The sequence below is a fragment of the Alkalihalophilus marmarensis DSM 21297 genome (assembly GCF_000474275.2).
Lineage (GTDB): Bacteria > Bacillota > Bacilli > Bacillales > Bacillaceae_D > Alkalihalophilus > Alkalihalophilus marmarensis.
In genome coordinates, this window is the sequence record NZ_ATAE01000009.1 from 70,134 (window position 1) to 88,613 (window position 18,480).

At 37.8% G+C, this 18,480-nt stretch carries 18 protein-coding genes; 6 read left to right on the plus strand and 12 right to left on the minus strand.

Going from position 1 to position 18,480, the window contains the following annotated elements; translation table 11 throughout:
* Positions 1-41: 41 nt before the first annotated feature.
* From A33I_RS05595 to A33I_RS05605, 3 genes are all read right to left on the minus strand, one after another.
* Entirely contained in the window at positions 42-1,469 is a 1,428-nt protein-coding gene (locus A33I_RS05595; protein ID WP_022627490.1) for an aldehyde dehydrogenase family protein, read from the minus strand.
* A 740-nt stretch (positions 1,470-2,209) separates the two neighbouring features.
* The gene (gene cysI / locus A33I_RS05600) at positions 2,210-3,928 is read right to left on the minus strand and encodes an assimilatory sulfite reductase (NADPH) hemoprotein subunit (RefSeq protein ID WP_022627491.1); all 1,719 of its coding nucleotides are present in this window, start codon (positions 3,926-3,928) and stop codon (positions 2,210-2,212) included.
* A 26-nt stretch (positions 3,929-3,954) separates the two neighbouring features.
* Positions 3,955-5,775 (minus strand): assimilatory sulfite reductase (NADPH) flavoprotein subunit, encoded by a 1,821-nt coding sequence (locus tag A33I_RS05605; RefSeq protein ID WP_022627492.1) that lies wholly within the window; start codon positions 5,773-5,775, stop codon positions 3,955-3,957.
* 327 nt (positions 5,776-6,102) lie between these two features.
* Here A33I_RS05605 and A33I_RS05610 point away from each other — a divergent pair, with 327 nt between their 5' ends.
* A complete protein-coding gene (locus tag A33I_RS05610; protein WP_022627493.1) occupies positions 6,103-6,600 on the plus strand; it encodes an ATP-binding domain-containing protein in 498 nt (165 codons plus the stop codon).
* 20 nt (positions 6,601-6,620) lie between these two features.
* Positions 6,621-7,358 carry a MerR family transcriptional regulator gene (locus A33I_RS05615; RefSeq protein ID WP_022627494.1) on the plus strand — a complete coding sequence of 246 codons (738 nt, stop codon included), beginning with the start codon at positions 6,621-6,623 and terminating at the stop codon, positions 7,356-7,358.
* Positions 7,359-7,481: 123 nt separating this feature from the next.
* Here A33I_RS05615 and A33I_RS05620 read toward each other — a convergent pair whose 3' ends face one another.
* From A33I_RS05620 to A33I_RS05645, 5 genes are all read right to left on the minus strand, one after another.
* Entirely contained in the window at positions 7,482-8,171 is a 690-nt protein-coding gene (locus tag A33I_RS05620) for a DNA alkylation repair protein (protein ID WP_031311444.1), read from the minus strand.
* Between the two features lie 763 nt (positions 8,172-8,934).
* Positions 8,935-9,291: a nucleotide excision repair endonuclease gene (locus A33I_RS05625; protein WP_022627497.1), complete on the minus strand. Its 357-nt coding sequence runs from the start codon at positions 9,289-9,291 to the stop codon at positions 8,935-8,937.
* A gap of 256 nt (positions 9,292-9,547) precedes the next feature.
* The gene (locus A33I_RS05635) at positions 9,548-9,748 is read right to left on the minus strand and encodes a cold-shock protein (protein ID WP_012958796.1); all 201 of its coding nucleotides are present in this window, start codon (positions 9,746-9,748) and stop codon (positions 9,548-9,550) included.
* A gap of 489 nt (positions 9,749-10,237) precedes the next feature.
* On the minus strand, positions 10,238-11,011 hold the full coding sequence (locus A33I_RS05640; RefSeq protein ID WP_022627499.1) for a Cof-type HAD-IIB family hydrolase: 774 nt from the start codon (positions 11,009-11,011) through the stop codon (positions 10,238-10,240).
* 224 nt (positions 11,012-11,235) lie between these two features.
* Positions 11,236-11,790, minus strand: coding sequence for an NAD(P)H-dependent oxidoreductase (locus A33I_RS05645; protein ID WP_022627500.1), 555 nt, complete (start codon positions 11,788-11,790; stop codon positions 11,236-11,238).
* Positions 11,791-11,904: 114 nt separating this feature from the next.
* On the opposite strand from A33I_RS05645, the gene A33I_RS05650 reads away from it, so the two are divergent.
* Complete coding sequence (locus A33I_RS05650; protein ID WP_022627501.1) at positions 11,905-12,789, plus strand: LysR family transcriptional regulator; 885 nt, start codon at positions 11,905-11,907, stop codon at positions 12,787-12,789.
* Positions 12,790-13,128: 339 nt separating this feature from the next.
* On the opposite strand, the gene A33I_RS05660 is transcribed toward A33I_RS05650, so the two are convergent.
* Together A33I_RS05660 and A33I_RS05670 are read right to left on the minus strand one after the other, a co-directional pair.
* Positions 13,129-13,689 (minus strand): hypothetical protein, encoded by a 561-nt coding sequence (locus A33I_RS05660; RefSeq protein ID WP_022627503.1) that lies wholly within the window; start codon positions 13,687-13,689, stop codon positions 13,129-13,131.
* Between the two features lie 385 nt (positions 13,690-14,074).
* Positions 14,075-14,917: an alpha/beta fold hydrolase gene (locus A33I_RS05670; protein WP_022627505.1), complete on the minus strand. Its 843-nt coding sequence runs from the start codon at positions 14,915-14,917 to the stop codon at positions 14,075-14,077.
* A 208-nt stretch (positions 14,918-15,125) separates the two neighbouring features.
* On the opposite strand from A33I_RS05670, the gene A33I_RS05675 reads away from it, so the two are divergent.
* Entirely contained in the window at positions 15,126-15,680 is a 555-nt protein-coding gene (locus A33I_RS05675; RefSeq protein WP_022627506.1) for a PadR family transcriptional regulator, read from the plus strand.
* A 4-nt stretch (positions 15,681-15,684) separates the two neighbouring features.
* Entirely contained in the window at positions 15,685-16,257 is a 573-nt protein-coding gene (locus A33I_RS05680) for a rhomboid family intramembrane serine protease (RefSeq protein ID WP_022627507.1), read from the plus strand.
* A gap of 93 nt (positions 16,258-16,350) precedes the next feature.
* Here A33I_RS05680 and A33I_RS05685 read toward each other — a convergent pair whose 3' ends face one another.
* Both A33I_RS05685 and A33I_RS05690 read right to left on the minus strand, forming a co-directional pair.
* Positions 16,351-16,860 (minus strand): GNAT family N-acetyltransferase, encoded by a 510-nt coding sequence (locus A33I_RS05685; protein WP_022627508.1) that lies wholly within the window; start codon positions 16,858-16,860, stop codon positions 16,351-16,353.
* 12 nt (positions 16,861-16,872) lie between these two features.
* Positions 16,873-17,640, minus strand: coding sequence for a MerR family transcriptional regulator (locus tag A33I_RS05690; RefSeq protein WP_022627509.1), 768 nt, complete (start codon positions 17,638-17,640; stop codon positions 16,873-16,875).
* 138 nt (positions 17,641-17,778) lie between these two features.
* Here A33I_RS05690 and A33I_RS05695 point away from each other — a divergent pair, with 138 nt between their 5' ends.
* On the plus strand, positions 17,779-18,435 hold the full coding sequence (locus A33I_RS05695) for an MFS transporter (RefSeq protein WP_022627510.1): 657 nt from the start codon (positions 17,779-17,781) through the stop codon (positions 18,433-18,435).
* Positions 18,436-18,480: the final 45 nt, after the last annotated feature.

Sequence of the window (18,480 nt, forward strand, 5' to 3'; positions counted from 1 at the left end):
CATAAAAAATACCAGCACAGTGTGTGCTGGTATTTTTCCATTTATGATTTAGGCATGCCATGTACTGATTTAACTTCTAAATATTCCTCGATGCCAAAGTCGCCCCATTCGCGGCCGAGACCTGACTCCTTGTAGCCGCCAAATGGTCCGTTAAAGTCTGTTTCGGCATTATTCACGACAATACGGCCGGCTCTAATGCTTGAGGCAACGTAGCTGAGTTGAACAGGGTCTTGGCCGACTACATAGCCTGCTAACCCGTATTTTGTATCATTGGCCTTCTCGATTGCATCTTCTACATCACTATACGTAATGATGACTGATACTGGGCCAAAAATTTCTTCCTGTGCAATAACGGAATCGTTTGACACATCGGTAAAAAATGTTGGTTTCGCATAATAGCCAGTTGGTAATCCTTCGGGCTTTCCTGCTCCGCCGACAAGCAGTTTCGCTTCATTTTCACCTTTTTCAATGTAGGATTGAACGGTCTCCCACTGATCCTCTGAGACGAGCGGGCCAGTTGCGACTCCTTCTTTACGAGGGTCTCCGACTGGATAATTCGGAAGAAATTCAACGACCTTCTGTTCGAATTCCTCTTTCATAGATTCCGGAATCAATACTCTCGTCCCGGCTGAACAAACTTGTCCAGTATTTTTTGTGATATGGGAGATAGCAGTCTTCGCTGCCTCTTCCACATTTGCATCATCGAGGACGACAACAGGTGATTTACCACCAAGCTCAAGGGCCACTTTCTTTTTCGTTTCCGCTGCCTTTTGCATGATCGTTTCTCCAACACCGCCAGAACCAGTGAAGGAAACGAAGTCAATGTCAGGGTGTGAGCTGATTCCATTTCCGATGACAGAGCCGGAGCCATTTACAAGGTTAAATGCACCTTTTGGCAAGCCTGCTTCATCAATGATTTCAGCGACAATGACCGCTGCAAATGGTGTTTTTGATGCCGGTTTTAAAATGACTGGACTTCCTGCAGCGATTGCACTCGCAATTTTTGTGGAAAGTTGATTAGTCGGGAAGTTCCAAGGCGTAATCAACCCACTCACACCAATTGATTCTTTTAAAAGAGTATGGCCCCCTCGATCCTCAGTAAAACTGAAGTCAGCAAGAGAGTCAATAGCCTGCTTAAAGTGATTAAGCCCCATCGGATAGTGGACCTCCTCAGAGACTGATAACGGAGCACCAAGCTCATCGGTCATCACTTCAATAAGCTCCTCTTTTCTCGCTTCATAGCTTTGAACGATCTTCTCTAACCATTCGATACGCTCTTCTTTTGTCGAACGTGAAAATGCTGGGAATGCCGCTCTTGCAGCTTTTACCGCTTTATCTAAATCTTCTTCCGTACCTGAACTGATTTTACCCATCACTTCCTCTGTTGCTGGATTAATGACTTCAATTACCCGAGAGCCAGTCGACTCTGTCCATTCACCATTAATATAATGCTTCAGTTGATTTCGCATGGGAAAAACTCCTTTTTTAATATGTTGATGTTCAATTAAACTTCTAAAATACGTGTACAGCATGTATATTCCCAGCATGTTTGTTTTTTAAACAAATGTATGTTGGAGGATTTAGTTAGCTTTTAAAAGCGATTGAAGATAAAGCGCCTCGAACATGGGATATATCATAGTCGCCGCTTCTGAAATATGCTTCGCTTTCCGCGGTGAGAGGCTTAACTGAAAGGCGGTCAACGCATGAGATAAGAGTAAGCTCGCCGCTCCTGAAATATACTTCGCTTTTCGTGGGGAGCTGGTGAGCTTCCTCGGGCTTTGGCCCTTTGGATCTCACCCCTGCTCTAGTCCCCACAGAAGTCTCGCATATTTCATCCGCTAGGTTATGTGCTTCGTTACTTTATTTAGTCGAACTATTTAAAAATGGTCACTTTAATTGAAAGCATCATTGCTGTTACCGACGTCTGAAAAGGTTCCTAATAGCTTTCACCAATGATAGGAACAACTTATTAATACCTTTCCTCCGTTGATTGGAGAGGAAGGCACCGACTCCAGCGTGATGCGCGTGACCAGGGAGATCCCACAGGAGTGTAGCGACGAGGAAGCTCCCGGGCCGCCCGCGGAAAGCGTGTGCCTGCAGCGGAAATCAACACCTAATGTTAGAAGAAATATTTTCATTGGTTTCACTGATTCCTATTACTCACAATACAAAAAAGACAGGGACACATCCCTGTCTTTCTTATCTCTATTTACGCATGAAAATTCGTTCCGTCAGTCGTTGCGTTAATAATTCCTGCACGGATAACAAAATCACCGAAGTGTTCGCCTTCTTGGCGTTCGTTTGCATAACGTGGAAGAATGTCACCAAGCTCACGCAGGATTTCCTCTTCCCCGATATTCTCACGGTACATTTTGCTTAGACGGCTGCCATCAAAGGCTGCTCCAAGATACATATTGTATTTGCCTGGCGCTTTTCCGATAAAGCCGATCTCGCCTAATGCGTGGCGGGCACAGCCGTTCGGACAGCCGGTCATACGAATCGTAATTTCTTCATTGCGAAGTCCGTTTTCATCAATGATTGCATCAATCTTATCAATTAAAACTGGTAAATAACGCTCTGCTTCTGCCATTGCAAGGCCGCATGTAGGAAGCGACACACAGGCAATTGAGCTGCGGCGAAGAGCAGAATGGTTCTTCCCGTCTGTTAACCCATATTGATCGATAAGTGCCATAATCTGCTTCTTATTCTGAGTGGATACATTAGCGATGATTAAGTTTTGGTTCGCTGTAAGGCGGATATCACCTGTATGAACCTTAGCAATTTCGCGCACAGCTGTCTTTAACTTGTAATCTTCTGTATCAACAATTCTACCGCCTTCTACAAACATCGTATAATGCCATTTGCCTCGAACACCCTTCACCCAGCCGTAGCGGTCACCGTTGCTGTCAAATTGGAAAGGCTTTGCTTCCTCAAGACTCCATCCAAGGCGGTTATCTAGTTCCTCTTTCACATTCTCAAGACCAAGACGGTCCACTGTGTATTTGAAGCGGGCATATTTACGTTCTGAACGATTACCGTAATCACGTTGAATCGTAATGATTTTCTCTGCAACATCAACGATTTGATCTGGTTTGACGAATCCAATCACTTTAGCAAGCTGCGGATAGGTTTCTTTATCACCATGAGTCATACCCATACCGCCGCCAATCGCAACGTTAAAACCAATCAGCTTCCCGTTTTCAATGATGGCAATATAGCCAAGGTCTTGTGAGTACACATCAACATCATTTGACGGAGGGACAGCAATCCCTATTTTAAATTTACGCGGTAAATAGAGCGGGCCATACATTGGCTCGACTTCTTCTGCCTCAGGTGTAGAAGCAACTTTTTCTTCGTCTAACCAAATTTCGTGATACGCTCGTGTGCGCGGCAATAGATCATCACTTATTTTTTTGCCCCATTCATACACTTCTGTATGGATTTGAGATTGGTCTGGGTTAGACACGCTCATCACGTTACGGTTAACATCTCCGCACGCGGCAATGGTATCAAGCATCGATGCATGGATCTCTTGGATCGTTTTCTTCATGTTCCATTTTAAGATCCCATGCATTTGAAATGTTTGACGTGTTGTCAGCTTTAGTGTGCCGTTTCCGTATTTATCTGCAAGCTCATCCATCACAAGCCACTGTTCGGGTGTTGATACCCCGCCTGCCATACGGACACGCAGCATGAATTGATAGGCTGGTTCAAGCTTCTGTTTTTGACGTTCGTTACGCAGGTCACGGTCATCTTGCAGGTAGCTGCCGTGGTGCTTCATCAGGCGGTTATCATCATCTGGAATGCCCGCACTGATACGGTCAAGCATTACTTCCTTTAAGGTACCACGCAGCAAATTACTCTCCTGTTTAATTCGCTCCACATCACTTGGAGGGCCGTCTGGCGCTTTTAATTTCTCGTTAGCCATGTTGTCTGTTCTCCTTCCGATCCAAATCAATATACATCACGTTGGTAACGTTTTTGCTGCTGCATATCAGCAAGGTACTGCTCCGCTTTCTCACGGCTCATTTGCCCTTCTTTTTCAATAATATCGATCAGAGTCATATGTACATCATGGGCCATATGCTTCTCATCTCCGCAAATGTAAACAACCGCTCCTTGTTCAATCCACTCATATAATTCCTTACTCGCCTCAAGCATACGGTGCTGCACGTAAACTTTCTCCTCTGTATCACGAGAGAATGCGACATCCATTTTCGTTAGTACGCCGTCTTTTAACCATTGCTGCCACTCTGTTTGGTAAAGGAAGTCTGTGACGAAATGCTGGTCGCCAAAGAATAACCATGACTTTCCATCGGCTCCTGCTTCCTCACGTTCTTGAATAAACGAACGGAATGGTGCAATCCCTGTACCTGGCCCTACCATAATAATTGGTGTCTCTGGATTTTCAGGGAGCTTAAAGTTTTCGTTATGTTGAATGTAAATAGGAAGCGTGTCACCTGGCTCTAGACGCTCTGAACATAATATCGAGCAAACTCCGCTTCTATCACGGCCGTGTGTTTGATAACGAACAGCGCCGATTGTTAAATGAACTTCATCAGGATTGGCTGATAAGCTGCTTGCAATCGAATAAAGACGGGCTGGCATTTTGCGTAAGATGGAGATGAAGTCTTGTGCTGATCCACTCCATGGACCATACGTTTGAACTAAATCAAGCAAATCACGGCCTTCAATAAATTCTTTTAGTTTCTCATTACCTGTTGATAAAAGCTCTGTCAGGTCTTGATTAGCAGATAGCTTTGCTGCCTGCTCAAGAAGCGGCTTTGTTAACACGGTAATTTCAAAATGAGAAGTGAGCGCTTCTTTAAGCGGACGAACATCCCCTTGTTTATTGACCGTTACAATTTCTTCTGGATCCCAGTTCATTTCTTTGATGAGTAAATCTACTAATACAGGATCATTCTCAGGATAGATTCCTAGACTGTCGCCTGGTGCATACGTAAGTCCTGATCCTTCAAGCGATAATTCAAGATGACGCGTTTCCTTATTAGAACCGCGGCCATTTAAATTAAGATTTTCTAATACTTCCGCTTTAAATGGATTCTTTCTTGAATATGCTGATTCACCACTGGAAGGTGCAGCTGCTGCTTGCGTTGGTGCACTGCTTGCGCCCTGTGTTTCACTTAAACCGCTAATGACTCCATCAAGCCATTCTGCTGCTGGATCATCATAGTCAAGGTCACAATCGACACGAGGATGAATTCGTGTGCCACCAAGCTCTTCTAGACGTTGGTCAAATTCTTTACCTGTTTGACAGAAAAATTCATAAGAGCTGTCACCGAGTGCTAAGACAGAGAAACGTAGATCGTCAAGCTTTGGAGCCCTTCTTCCGTGAAGGAATTCATGGAATGTCAGTGCACTATCCGGAGGTTCTCCCTCACCATGTGTACTCACAACGATCAAAAGATTTTGAATTTTTTTCAACTGATTCGGCTTAAAATCATTCATTGATGTTACGTTTACTTGGAAGCCTTTTTCCTCAAGGGTCTTCCCTGCCTGTTTTGCAAGACCTTGTGAATTACCCGTTTGCGAACCGAAAAGAATGGTTACTTCTTTGGAAATGGGCTGCGGAGCATTTTCTGTAGAAGCTTGAGCTGCCGGAGCTTCTGGTGCAGCCGTGGCTGCAGCTGATTGGGATGCTGCTAAATAACCCGTCAACCAAATTTTTTGGGACTCTGTTAACGTTGGCAGAAGTTGATTAAGGAGATCCGCCTGCTCCTGACTAAAAGGACTGTTAACTACCTGAAGTTGCAACGATATCCACCTCACAAATATGAACTTATCATCTGTCACTATATTGATAGAGACTACCTTTCATTCGTCTTTTCATTAACTGAAAATAAAAATAATGGTTGAATTAATGGTAAACTCATAAATCCTATAAGTCAAGTATGATTTAACACAATACAGAAGGAAAGTGCATTCAATTTGAACCTCTTTTGGATAATGTATTAGGCATGTGAGTAATGTGTGTCACTTCAAATAGGAGTTTTAATATCATTTAACCAATCCTCCAATATGCCACCATTCTTTCCTTTTTTGCTAAGATGGTTGCTGTGTTTAGAATAAGGAGGGATATTAATGATTAAATTTCCTGATGAGATCATTTCTTTATCAACGATTTTAACCAAATTGCATAAAGCGTATGAGAAAGAAGCCGGCAAGCTTGAAAATTATCATGATGAATATAAGGACTTGAAACAATACATGGTCGATTATCGAAATGAAATGGATGCTATGGAGGCGTTTGAACAGAGCAAATTTAAAACTTGTGGAATTATTTGCAAAACAGAAGCTATGGTGCAAACGTTAGATGGAGTTTTGCGTGAGAAATTTACGTTCACACGCCTAGATGAGGATAGCTCTAGCTTTACAGAAGGAATTACACTTACTACCGTTCAGCTGGCTAAAGGACTTGAATTTGATCAAGTAGTTGTTCCTTTTGTGAGTGGCAGTGCATACAGAACTGCGTTTGAAAAAGGATTATTGTATGTGGCTTGCACCCGTGCTATGCATCAACTCATAGTTATGCAAGACGCAGACGATCCGTCGCAATTGATTATAGAGAATCAAAATTAAACCGAAAGCAGGTGGTTGGGGTGTATCGAACAAATGAAATGGCACAATTAGTGGGCGTACACCCTAACACTGTGCGAATTTATGAAGATTGGGGCTACATCTCTCCTGTTCCTAGAAAAGAAAATGGATATCGGATCTATTCAGAAGTCCACTTGCTGCAAATGAAGATAGCGCGGTTATTGTTTACATGTGAAATTGTGCAAGGCGATATGAGAAATCGAGCAAGACAAATCGTATATGCATCGGGCAAAGAAGATTTCCAAGGCGCTCTGCAGTTAACAACCCAATATATCTCGCATTTGGAAACAGAGTATCACCATGCTGTAAAAGCGGCCGATGTTGTTGAGAAATGGCTGAGGAAAGAGTCCGTACAAGGTAATCAAACGTACTCTAGAAAAGAAGTGGCAAAGCTATTAAGTGTCACATCAGAGGCATTACGTAACTGGGAACGTAACGGTCTAATTTCAGTCCCGCGGCTTGAGAACGGATTTAGAGTATACGGAGAAAAGGAAGTGGAACAGCTGCGTGTTATTCGCAGTTTGAGACAAGCTCATTATTCTCTTAATGCCATTTTAAGGCTGTTTAGTAAAATTAAGCATCCAGGTTCTCCAGTGATTGAGATCCTTGATACACCATCAGAAAGCGAAGATATCGTTTCTGTGACAGATCAATTAATCACCTCTTTAACAGAGGCGATTAAAGGGGCTGAGTGTAGCAAGGAGTTGTTAGTTGGTTATTTAGAGAATGTTTTATTTTAAAAGGCTTCTCTTTCACTTAGCTTTCAACTATATGTACAAAATACGCAACTAGTCTAATTCAAAGTGAATTGTTTATTTTAGTGCAAATAGATTTAACAGGCCTGTTTTAATGATACAAATACTTCAATATGAATTTTTAAGGTGTTTTAAGGCTTCTCGCTTACTAAGTGGTTTCAAATCATTATTAGATACAAAAGACCTCACGCTCTCTGGACGGGATTTAGCATATTCACGTAATATCCAACCAATCGCTTTTTGTACAAAAAATTCAGTGCTGCTTTTTCGTCTTAGTATGTATTTGAATAAGCGATTTTCATCTGTATCACCTTTGTAGTAAAGTTGGTACAATATTGCTGAACGTTGCAACCAAATATTCTCATCTTCAATCCATTGATCTGGATAGGCTATAATAAGATCACTATTATTTGATAACATATACCCTATGATATGAGGAGAGAGCACATCCACGGTATCCCACCATGATTTTTTTACGATTAGCTGGGATAACCACTGCATATCATCGACCGTCAAATCTTTTTTTGTTTTATCGAGAATATCGAGGGCTGCCTTTTGATATTCCCTCTCTGGAAGGTCCCATAACATAAAAATGATTTCTTTTAATTCTTCTTTGGGTGGTAATCCATTTTCTTTTATAAACTGTTTGGTTAATTTCCGACGAATAGGTGTCCGAATACCTAAAAATTCGAATTGATTTCTTAAATACTGCTTAGACCACTTTGCATAATTATCATCTTTATGTTCGGAGTAAAGATTAATTAAGTTAATAAGGTAAGGTTTTGTTGAAGTCGTCATTTTTTCACCTTTCATAGAGTTTTTGTAGCATTATTTCTCCTTTAAGTTCGATTCAATTATATGGAATTAGAATGAAGAAGATCGAAAAGAACTTTAATATATATTAGTCTCATTTTCACCTTTAATCAATGTAAGCAATATAAACTATACGAAAATGCTTTCAAGTCTTATCGATTATTATCGATAAGAATATTGAAATAAAACTTAACAACTTTTGTTTATTGCTATTTTATGATAGAAAAGTTTTCTTTTCAGAAGTATGTTGTTTAGTATAACAGATTAATGCTTTTACGAAAGCATTAATCTGTATAAGTCCTTTTGCGATGAGCAAAAAGAGATGTAGTAATAGAGTGTCGGTAAGTTCAACAAAATCTTTGCATTCAGAATTATAAACTGAGCTGTTAGGATTTGTTTTATATACTTTAAAGATACTCAATATCTATAATTGACGAAAAGATTACTTTTTTATTACTTCTTCTGGGCTATGATCATGTATAGCGATTCCGCAAGAAAACATTTCTCTTTTATTTTGTATCCGGCTTCTAGTAATTCACGTTCCATACCTTTCATTGTTATTCTCGGTGCTTTAATCACCTCTTAACACTCGCTATTCCATACTCACCTTCCACTAAATGCTACAGTAGAAAATGAAGCTATCTTTGAGTTTGAAGACAATAAAAAAGAGTGCAAAAAAGCGATGCTTGATTAAGCATCGCTTGTGATGTAGTCCATTTCATTACATATCAAAACTATCATTCAGGTTTCACTTAAAAAACACTTTATCTACATTGTACTTAGCCTTGAGTTCATTAATAATAAACGTCTCATAGATTTCTCTATGAATAGGGCCTTCAATAATGCAAACATCAATTTTAGCAACTTCATCTCTATACATTTTGATTGGCGATACCGTATCCTCAAAATGTTTTTTGATTCTTTGTCTTAACTTTCTTGCTTTGCCGACGAACAATAACTCTTTCTTGTCATTATAAAACATAAAAATACCACCCTTATCTCTAGGGATCAGGTGAAAGTCAGTAAATCCATAGAGATTACTTAGCTCTGGATTGTCTTGTTTGGTAATCGTCACATTAGGTGTTGGAATTGTTATATTAATCATGAAAGTTCACTTCCTTTTCATTAGTGCTATAAATGCTAGTATCGTTCATTTTAAATAAATTGTAATTATCATTAGGTGTTCTAGGCATTGTGTGGTATGCTTCATCTAACCATTTTACCACTTGTAACATGTATGCCCCGAGGCTGACTAAATGTAAAATGCCGGACCCGTCAAAAGGGAAGGCATTCATTAGTCAGTCTTTTTTGCGTTATTTGTTCAGATAAAAAAAGGACTCTAATCTAGAGTCCTTTCTTCATTATGCTTTGTTTACATTAACAGCTTGAAGTCCACGTTGACCTTGCTCTGTTTCAAATGTAACTTTTTGGCCTTCATCTAAAGATTTAAATCCTTCGCCTTGGATAGCTGAGAAATGTACGAATACATCATCTCCACCTTCAATTTCGATGAAACCGAATCCTTTTTCTGCGTTGAACCATTTTACTGTACCTTGTTCCATGTGTGTTTCCTCCTGCGGTGGACTAATTCCACCATTTATTACTATAGATGTTCAGTTATCAAAGGCGAAAAGCTTAACCACTTATTCATTCCTAAAATCGAACAAAAATAATTCTCCTTAATAGTAACAGATGAAATTCCAAAACGCAAATTGAGTTTAAGCTTACTCAATAATCGTTCCAGAAAGTTTATCATTATCATACACCTTTGTAACTGATACTAAGAGAACTTATATCCTAGTGCTTCTAAGGAAAAGGCCAACGAACTTCTTTCTTGGTCATCAGGCAGTTCCTCTTTTTAAACATTTAGATTTATAAGGATAAAGATTATTAAAACTGCAAGAACAGTAATTTATTTTTACTTTATGATTTATATCTCCCTCCCCCTCGTGCCTCATCAAAATATATGATGATCATGTTAAATAAAGCTTTCTTGTATATCAATCTCATTTTAGCTTTTTTATAAAGATAAAATTTTATAATTGTATATATTAAATAACTCCGAATTTTTTTAGTGCGTAGGCTATACCATCTTCGCTAGAATTACGAGTTACAAAATCTGCTACCTTCTTCAAACTGTCAGTTCCATTCCCCATCGCAATGCCCAACCCTACTAATTCCAGCATATCTATATCATTCTCACCATCACCGAATGCGATAGCTTCAGATTTATTAATATTAAAGTATTCTAGTGTTTTTATGATTGCTAATGATTTCGATATGTCTTCTTGTAAAACATTTAATACAAAAGGATGCCATCTTTTAAATGAAAGATGAGGAAATTTGTGAATGAATTTTTCAACCATTTCATCATCGGCAAACAGACACATTAGATATACTTCATGATTAAAAATAAGTTCGTTAATCGCTGGATAATCATTTAAAGATAAAGTATCCTTTAACGCTCTTAGTATATTGTCATCCTTTACACCATTCATACAGAAATCTTCCGAGTAGAATGATAGTCCATGATTCTTTTCATTTGCATATTCAACTACTTCTTGAACGATGCTTTTATCCATCGGTACTTTATGAATAACTTTGGAATCATGCTTCACATAGGCACCATTCGCTGTTATGAATATGTCGATTCCTAATTCTCTTACTTCATTACACATTGATAAAGGTCTCCCGGTTGCCGCTACAATCTTCAGCCCTTTATGTTTTAACGCTTTGATCGCTTCTTTCGTCTTACACGAAATGCTACCGTCCTCATGATTTGTAATCGTTCCGTCAATATCAAAAAATACAATCTTATACTCCATTAGAAACCCCTTGTTAAATATTGTTGTGGTAAATATAAACTATTAATGAAATTTTATCATAATAAGTATTGTATAAGAATGTTAAAAGGGTATCTTTGTTTACATGGCTTCCGAATGACTTAAATTGCCCTATACTAACTAACTACTGTTACTGCTGGTTATATAGTGGCAAACGAACTAAATTTCAGGGAGAATATACTATGAAAAATTAAGTGTTATTCTAATCAATTAAACAGATGTTCCTGTAAGTAGTGTTCTATTTTTGCGATATATGGATCTAGCTCCACGAGGTTCATTGCCGAATAGGTCGAGAAAGTGGGCAATTTATTAAAGCCGCAGTATTCAAATGTTTTATGGATTGGAAATAAAACCTGATCTTCACTTAATCCTTCCAAAAAATCGTCTTTCATGCCGTTAAACGCTGATTTCCTTGCCCCCCAAGTAACCGAGAGCATGTATTTCTTCTCATTGAACTTTCCACCTGTCCCAAACTTCTTAGCTTTTCCAAAGAACACATCAGGGACGAAGACATCATCTATATATTTCTTCAAAACACCCGGTAAGCTAAACCAATAAATAGGTGCTTGGATAATGACGACGTCTGCCCATTTAAACTTCTGGATCTCTTCATTTACGTGGTAGCCCTTTATAATTTCGGTATGTATTACTTCATACTCCCTCTTTGTGAATTCTGTAATATACTTTACCATTGTATTATTTAACTGTCCTTGCGCCCTCTCGAAGTAATCATGTCCGTTAATGATCAATAGATTTCTCATATAGTACCTCCTTGAATAATTTGTAAACTAAGAGTACACTATTTATTGAAATCGTTACAGATGATTATTTCGATTGAAATGATCGTTATTTCCGATCGATAAGAAGGAGTACAAATGGACATTAAACATCTCCGCACATTTCTAGTGGCGTCTGAGACATTAAATTTCACAAAAACGGCAGAGAAACTTCAATATGCTCAATCCAGTGTAACAGCTCAAATAAAAAATTTAGAAAATGAGTTGAACCTTCAGCTTTTTGAGCGGCTTGGAAAGAAATTAATTCTCACTCACTCTGGTGAACGATTAAGGGAATATGCAACTAAGATTATACATTTAGAAGAGGAAGCGAGAAGTGCTCTGACAACTGACCAAAAAGGCGGAATGCTTATTATTGGGGCTCAAGAAAGTCAATGCACGTATCGTTTGCCATACTTATTACGGAACTTTAAACTGAAGCACCCATCTATTCAACTTATTTTTAAAGCAGCTCACTCAGATGAGATGGCCACGAAAAGTTTGATGGCAGGAGAGATTGATTTAGCCTTTATAATGGATACCCAGAAAAACAACCCTTATGTTCAATCGACCCCTTTAATCCAAGAAAGGTTGCTCTTGATTTGCTCACCAACTCATTCACTAGCTTCTAAAAAAACGGTTAATCCTGAAGATTTAGGAACTGAAACAATTTTGTATACAGAAAGTGGCTGTCCTTACAGAAACATCTTTGAATATATACTTACTAATCATCAAGTCACTGCTAAAACCACTCTTGAATTCGTTAGCTTAGAAGCGATAAAACAATGTGTAATCTCAAATCTGGGTGTGGCTGTTCTGCCCGAAATGGTAGTTAAAGAAGAATTAAAAAAGACTGAATTGGTAGAGTTGAAATTCACAGTAGAGATGCCCACTCTAACCACACAAATGGCCTTACATAAAGACAAGTGGGTAAGCCCGCAACTAGCAGATTTTATTGCTATGACAAAGGAATATTTTAAATGATATGTATGTTGCCTCGTGTTCAATAATAGACAGTCCTAACTACTTACAGCAAAGAGGTGATCGGATGAAAAAAGAGAAACGTTCCTTTCGTGACTATAGCTATAAGGACAGAGCTATTGCAAATAGTAATTTCACAGTAATTCTAGCACTATTTATTTTATTTCCAGAATACCCTTTATGGTTATATCTTCTTACTATGTGTGTAATGGGGATCGGGATCCTCTATAATATAGTCATGCACGTTAAAACAAAAAGAAAGAAAGCATCCAAATAGCTCTGATGCTTTCTTATAATTTAATGTAATGGTATGTTCTCTTCGCTTGGTGTAAACGCACTTCTTTAATCCACTAAATCTAACGCGATATCAGATAATCTATGCCTGATGACTAGTTGTACTTTTCTTGATTTTTCATTCATCCCTATAAGATCAACAGTCTGTTCACCCCACGTTAATTTTGTTTCTTGTTCTAATTTCTTTACTTGTTTTTCTATCAATTCTGTATGTTCTTCATACAATTTAATGGCGGCTTTCTCATCCTTAAATTCCTCTGGCAATTGATAATTTAAACCTGCAAACCATTCTCGAAACGCTGATTCTCCATATGTATTTAATCTGCTATTCAACACATGCCTTAGTTCCTCAATAAAAGCATTGGTCAAACCCATTTCAACCATCTTTCTCTCAATATTTTGTAGTGTAATGTTTAACAGACTTGGTTTTTTAGTTAATTGAATGAACCAATAACAGAAAATGAATCCTAAAATTAGATAAAGCCAATTAAAATGGATCGCTCCCATATCGCGCCATGCTTTGATTCCAGAATAGATAAAGCTGCTTACATATAGAATGGACATCAACCCAAACAAACAAAGCCAGAATGTATTATATTTATTAAACATGTTTACCTGCCTCTATGATTATAAAATTTATCGTATGATAAAGTGTCTTTAGTTTTAATTGAAAACTAAATAACCATACATGTAAATTGCTAACGGGAATGCCATTACCGCTAAATGTAGAATGATTAAGTTTTTGAAAATAGATTGGGAATAAGCTTGAGATCTTTTATTTCCTAATACACATATGCTAATTCCGAGCATACCTATAAGCAGCACCGTAACGTACGCAACGAAATTTGGTAACGTCAAGAAGGCCATTACGGGGTAAGAAAGTAGATTAATAAAGAGCAATGAACATGAAATAGTTAGCAAGTGTTTATGTTCCATTTTTCTTATTCCCCCCTTAGATTAGAGCCCTTTCTAACCCGAAATATTTAATGAGTACTTATACTAAGTCCCGAAAGTCCTTTACCATCTCTCTGAATCTTTCCTTCTCTTCTAAATGAGGAAAGTGATTGCTTTCTTCAAAAACAACCAGCTTTGAATTTGGAAGAAGGTTATGTATCTCTTCTGAATAAATTAAAGGGCATTGAGAGTCATATTTTCCGCAAAAAATGATCGTAGGAGCCTTGATATGTGTAAGAGTTTCACGAATATCATAAGTTGGCAGTTCGTTATTGATGTAATAATCTATACGCTTTTGAACAACCTTCCCACTGCTTGGTTTTGAAAAAAATTCATCATAACGACTTGGCTCGTATAACGACATTTCCGTCCATTCGCGTCCAGCCTGCATTCTCTCTTTTTTTGTCGAATCACTTGATTTAATGATTAATAACAACTCTCTTATCCTCTTATTTAGAGGATGTTTATAGCTGTACATACTATCCTTATGCTCTATATAGGTTTTCGTGGCGGTTGCTCCACCGACGATTAATCGTTTTAATGAATTGGAATGTTGGGCCGCATAGACCAATCCAAGCATTCCTCCTGTTGAATGCCCTGCATAGTTCCATTTCTCAAATCCTAAAGCTATTCTTATTGCTTCTAGATCTTCTGAGGTCGCTTTCATACTCATTTCTTCATCATTTTTAACATGAGGAGAATGACCAGCTTCTTTTAAATTGACAAGAAAAACACTAAAAGAATCAACAAACCTATCTGCAAAATAATTTCCACGTTCGTTAAATTCGCTGTACAAGTGAGTAACACATAACGGCTCCCCGCTGCCTGCTACGAAAACATCAAACTCTCCCCTGTCTGTCTGAATGATCTTTTGCTCCCACATAGGCTCTCCTCCGTGATTCTTTATCTTCCTAAATACAAACCTCTCAATCTTTGTTTATTCTAACATAAATAACCATTTTCTAGCTGACTTCTTTCATAGTTGTTTTCATGATCAACTAGATGATTTAGAAAAATCAATTTACATAATCATCCATTAATAATATATTATATATAACAAGTTGAATATAAAAAGTCTGGGGGTACTATCAATGAGCTTAAGATTTGGGATATTAGGTTTGCTTAAATATAAGAGTATGACTGGTTATGACTTGCAGAAGACCTTTAATTCCTCACTGCAATTTATGTGGAATGCGAAGACCAGTCAAATTTATCGAGAGCTTAAAACGTTGGAGAGTCAACAGCTTGTGAGTTCTTCAGTAATAGAGCAGGAAAGCAAATTTGATCGGAAGGTATACACGATCACAACAAAGGGAAACGAAGCATTCTTAAGATGGCTGCAAAAGTTTCCTCAAGATTTAAATGCCCCTATACGCGATGAATTCATAATGAGGATCTTTTTTAGTGAATTTATGGATGATGACGAGGTTAGTTTTGAAATCAGAAGATACCAAAAGCAACAAGAAGACTTACTACAAATATTAAATCTGATTCAAAATAAGGCGGAATTAGATGCGAAGGAAAATAGTTATGAAAGGTCGCTGTTCTACTGGCTGTTAACCATCAAAAGAGCTATGAAATCGATCGAAGCAGAAAAAGAGTGGGCCGAGGAATCTTTAGCGTTGATTGAAAGTAGGAAGGGTTGAGAATATGGAATGGAACGTACTCAAGAAATCTCCGATGACCATTGCTTTTTTCAGTATTTGTGCGGTTATTTTTCTTTATGGTAAAGTCACTACTTCAGAGAATATTAGGTTTCTTGCTCTATCCTATGAACAATTCCCGCAAAATTGGTTTACCCTTTTATCTCACGGTTTTGTACATGTAGAATGGTATCACTTTTTAATTAATATGTTCCTATTACTCTATATTGGATCATGGGTAGAACAGCTTTTAGGAAAAATAAAGTTCCTCGTTTTGGTAGTAGTATGTATTTTATCAGGCGGTCTCACTCTTGTTTTATTAAGCACTGCGGGAATAGGGTTTAGTGTCGCTGGCATGGCTATATTGTTTTATTATCATTTAACGTTTCCGTGGGAAAAAGAGCTATTCTTTAATCTACCTAATTTCGTATTGCCACTAGCCATAGTGGTCATCTCCATAGTAGCCTTAACCTTTGGCGTAATGAGTTCTGTAGGACATATCCCGCACCTTGTCGGGGCCATGATTGGAATAGTATTTCTAATCTTTTTTAGAAAACAGCATTACCCTATAAAGAGTTAAGTTAAAACTAACGACAGAGAGCAGATCTTCCACAGAAGGGCTGCTCTCTTTAAAATGAGGATTCATACAGCTAAATAATCACCGAATAAATCATTATAGATCTTTCCTATAATAAACAAACTTCAAACTTTTTCCATTCATTTCAACTTCTTCTTCACTTGTAGATATGTAAGTAAAGCCGTTTTTCTCTAATACCTTTTGTGAAGCGGTATTGTTATTCGTTGTCTTAGCTAAGAGATGTTCTACTCCTGTATCAGCAAGTAGCTCTATCAAAATCTTCAATGCTTTCTTCGCAATCCCTTTACCAGCGTATTCTTCTCCGACTCTATACCCGATGTAACCTAACTTGCGCTCTTTATCAATATCTACTACATTTATCCGGCCAAGAATTAATCCGCTATGATCCTTAATTAGATAGTAATAAGATTCCCCTTTCGCTTGCTCTTCCAGTAATAAGTGGTGCCTTAATTTAAACGTTTCAAAGGTATAATAATCTCCTCCCCTGCTTGGCACCATTCTCTCAAAATATTTTCTGTTCTTAACTTCAAATTCAAATAAAGTTTCACCATCCGCTGATCGTAATTTTTCTAAAGAAATGCCCATTATTGTTACCTCTCATTGATATTTTTTCTCTTCTTGACTTGAGCGACTAGTAAAATAAGCTTTCAACCCTTCATATAGATAAATACCTAAATCTTCAGGGATATAACTATTAAACTCATGCTGATTGGATTCCAAGAATGTCTCGTCCTGTAGCAAGGTAAACAAGGTTCTTGTTGTAGGAGTAACCAGGTTATTGATTGCATTTAACATTTCTGGATTGTTAACCGTTTCATTATGGACTAATAACTTTCTTGTAATAGAAAGCAAATCTATTGTTGCTTTATCTCTCTCTAGACTAAGTTTGGGATCTTTCAGTGACTCTATTTCAGCTAATATGCTTGGGTTATCATGAAAATGTTTCTCTAATGCATGAATTTGTTTCTTTTCTCTCCTAAATACATCCAGCATGATAAAAGTGAATTCTTCTATTTCTCTGTCAGAAATGGAATTTTTCCCGTACAGCTCCTTCATTCTTTGTATCGTTTGTAAAGACTCATTCAGTTCTTCCATTTTTTGTTTAATCATTTGTTCTTGTAAATCTAATAGTTCTTTAGTTTTCAATGTGTCTTTATATAAATGAGTTTTAATTTCTTCTAGTGATAAACCTAATTGTTTAAAGATGCTGATTTTTTGATACAATTCCCACTCTTTACGCGTGTATACTTTCTGTCCTTTTTCATTGCGGTTTGTCGGTTTAAGAAGTTCAATTTTATCATAATACCTTAACGTTCTAATTGTTGTATTTACGAGCTTTGCAAAGTGTCCAATTGTGACTTCCATGTCATTTCACCCTCGTTTCAAATTATGTATTATCTAAGAAACTTCACACCACATTTAACTTTTTTTATTTTAAGTATTGTCTAAGACGTTACGTCACACCTTATGCTGATTATATATTAGCAGAAAGGATTTTGATCTATGGACACACAAAAAACATTATTTGAAAATCGTCAGTTCTTATTAATTTTTATAGGAGGATTCTTAGCACTTATAGGGTTTAGCACTTTTTTTACGACTACTACGTGGTTTGCCATTACAGAGCTAGGGTCGGCTAGTTCTCTTGGGATCGTCCTTGTTTCTATTACTGTTCCTCGGATTCTAATGATGGCTTTCGGCGGGATAATCGCTGATAAATTTAAAAAAACGTCCATTATGTTTACCACTAGCTTTATTCAAGGATGCATTCTAGTATTAATATTTGTATTATCCTATACTTCTAGCTTATCAATCTCACATTTGGTTGTATTAGGTATGATTTTTGGGACATTGGATGCTTTTTCAGGACCAGCAGGGGCATCATTGATTCCAAAGATAGTGAATAAAAATCAAATTCAACAAGCAAATGCAATTATTCAAGGTATGGGGCAAATTGGTTTTGTAGTAGGACCCATCATATCCGGAAGTGTCATGGAGTATTTTGGAGTTAGTGCAGGATATTTAGTCGCAGCAACGATTGTTCTTTTATCAGCATTGTTGATGTTCCCTCCATTTTTCAAAGAAGGTGCTGTGGTAAATAAAGTGAAACAGAGCCCTTTAAAAGTGAACTGCCCCCTGTCAAGTAGACAGTGGAAATAATAAAAAGGATTTAAGCGGCTTTAGCTCTGTATTCCATAGGGCTTA

Bases quoted from the DNA above. Each gene is read 5' to 3' on its own strand.
- A33I_RS05595 (WP_022627490.1), bottom strand. From the start codon at position 1,469: ATGCGAAATCAACTGAAGCATTATATTAATGGTGAATGGACAGAGTCG.
- cysI (WP_022627491.1), bottom strand. From the start codon at position 3,928: ATGGCTAACGAGAAATTAAAAGCGCCAGACGGCCCTCCAAGTGATGTG.
- A33I_RS05610 (WP_022627493.1), top strand. From the start codon at position 6,103: ATGATTAAATTTCCTGATGAGATCATTTCTTTATCAACGATTTTAACC.
- A33I_RS05620 (WP_031311444.1), bottom strand. From the start codon at position 8,171: ATGACGACTTCAACAAAACCTTACCTTATTAACTTAATTAATCTTTAC.
- A33I_RS05625 (WP_022627497.1), bottom strand. From the start codon at position 9,291: ATGATTAATATAACAATTCCAACACCTAATGTGACGATTACCAAACAA.
- A33I_RS05635 (WP_012958796.1), bottom strand. From the start codon at position 9,748: ATGGAACAAGGTACAGTAAAATGGTTCAACGCAGAAAAAGGATTCGGT.
- A33I_RS05640 (WP_022627499.1), bottom strand. From the start codon at position 11,011: ATGGAGTATAAGATTGTATTTTTTGATATTGACGGAACGATTACAAAT.
- A33I_RS05645 (WP_022627500.1), bottom strand. From the start codon at position 11,790: ATGAGAAATCTATTGATCATTAACGGACATGATTACTTCGAGAGGGCG.
- A33I_RS05650 (WP_022627501.1), top strand. From the start codon at position 11,905: ATGGACATTAAACATCTCCGCACATTTCTAGTGGCGTCTGAGACATTA.
- A33I_RS05660 (WP_022627503.1), bottom strand. From the start codon at position 13,689: ATGTTTAATAAATATAATACATTCTGGCTTTGTTTGTTTGGGTTGATG.
- A33I_RS05670 (WP_022627505.1), bottom strand. From the start codon at position 14,917: ATGTGGGAGCAAAAGATCATTCAGACAGACAGGGGAGAGTTTGATGTT.
- A33I_RS05675 (WP_022627506.1), top strand. From the start codon at position 15,126: ATGAGCTTAAGATTTGGGATATTAGGTTTGCTTAAATATAAGAGTATG.
- A33I_RS05680 (WP_022627507.1), top strand. From the start codon at position 15,685: ATGGAATGGAACGTACTCAAGAAATCTCCGATGACCATTGCTTTTTTC.
- A33I_RS05685 (WP_022627508.1), bottom strand. From the start codon at position 16,860: ATGGGCATTTCTTTAGAAAAATTACGATCAGCGGATGGTGAAACTTTA.
- A33I_RS05690 (WP_022627509.1), bottom strand. From the start codon at position 17,640: ATGGAAGTCACAATTGGACACTTTGCAAAGCTCGTAAATACAACAATT.
- A33I_RS05695 (WP_022627510.1), top strand. From the start codon at position 17,779: ATGGACACACAAAAAACATTATTTGAAAATCGTCAGTTCTTATTAATT.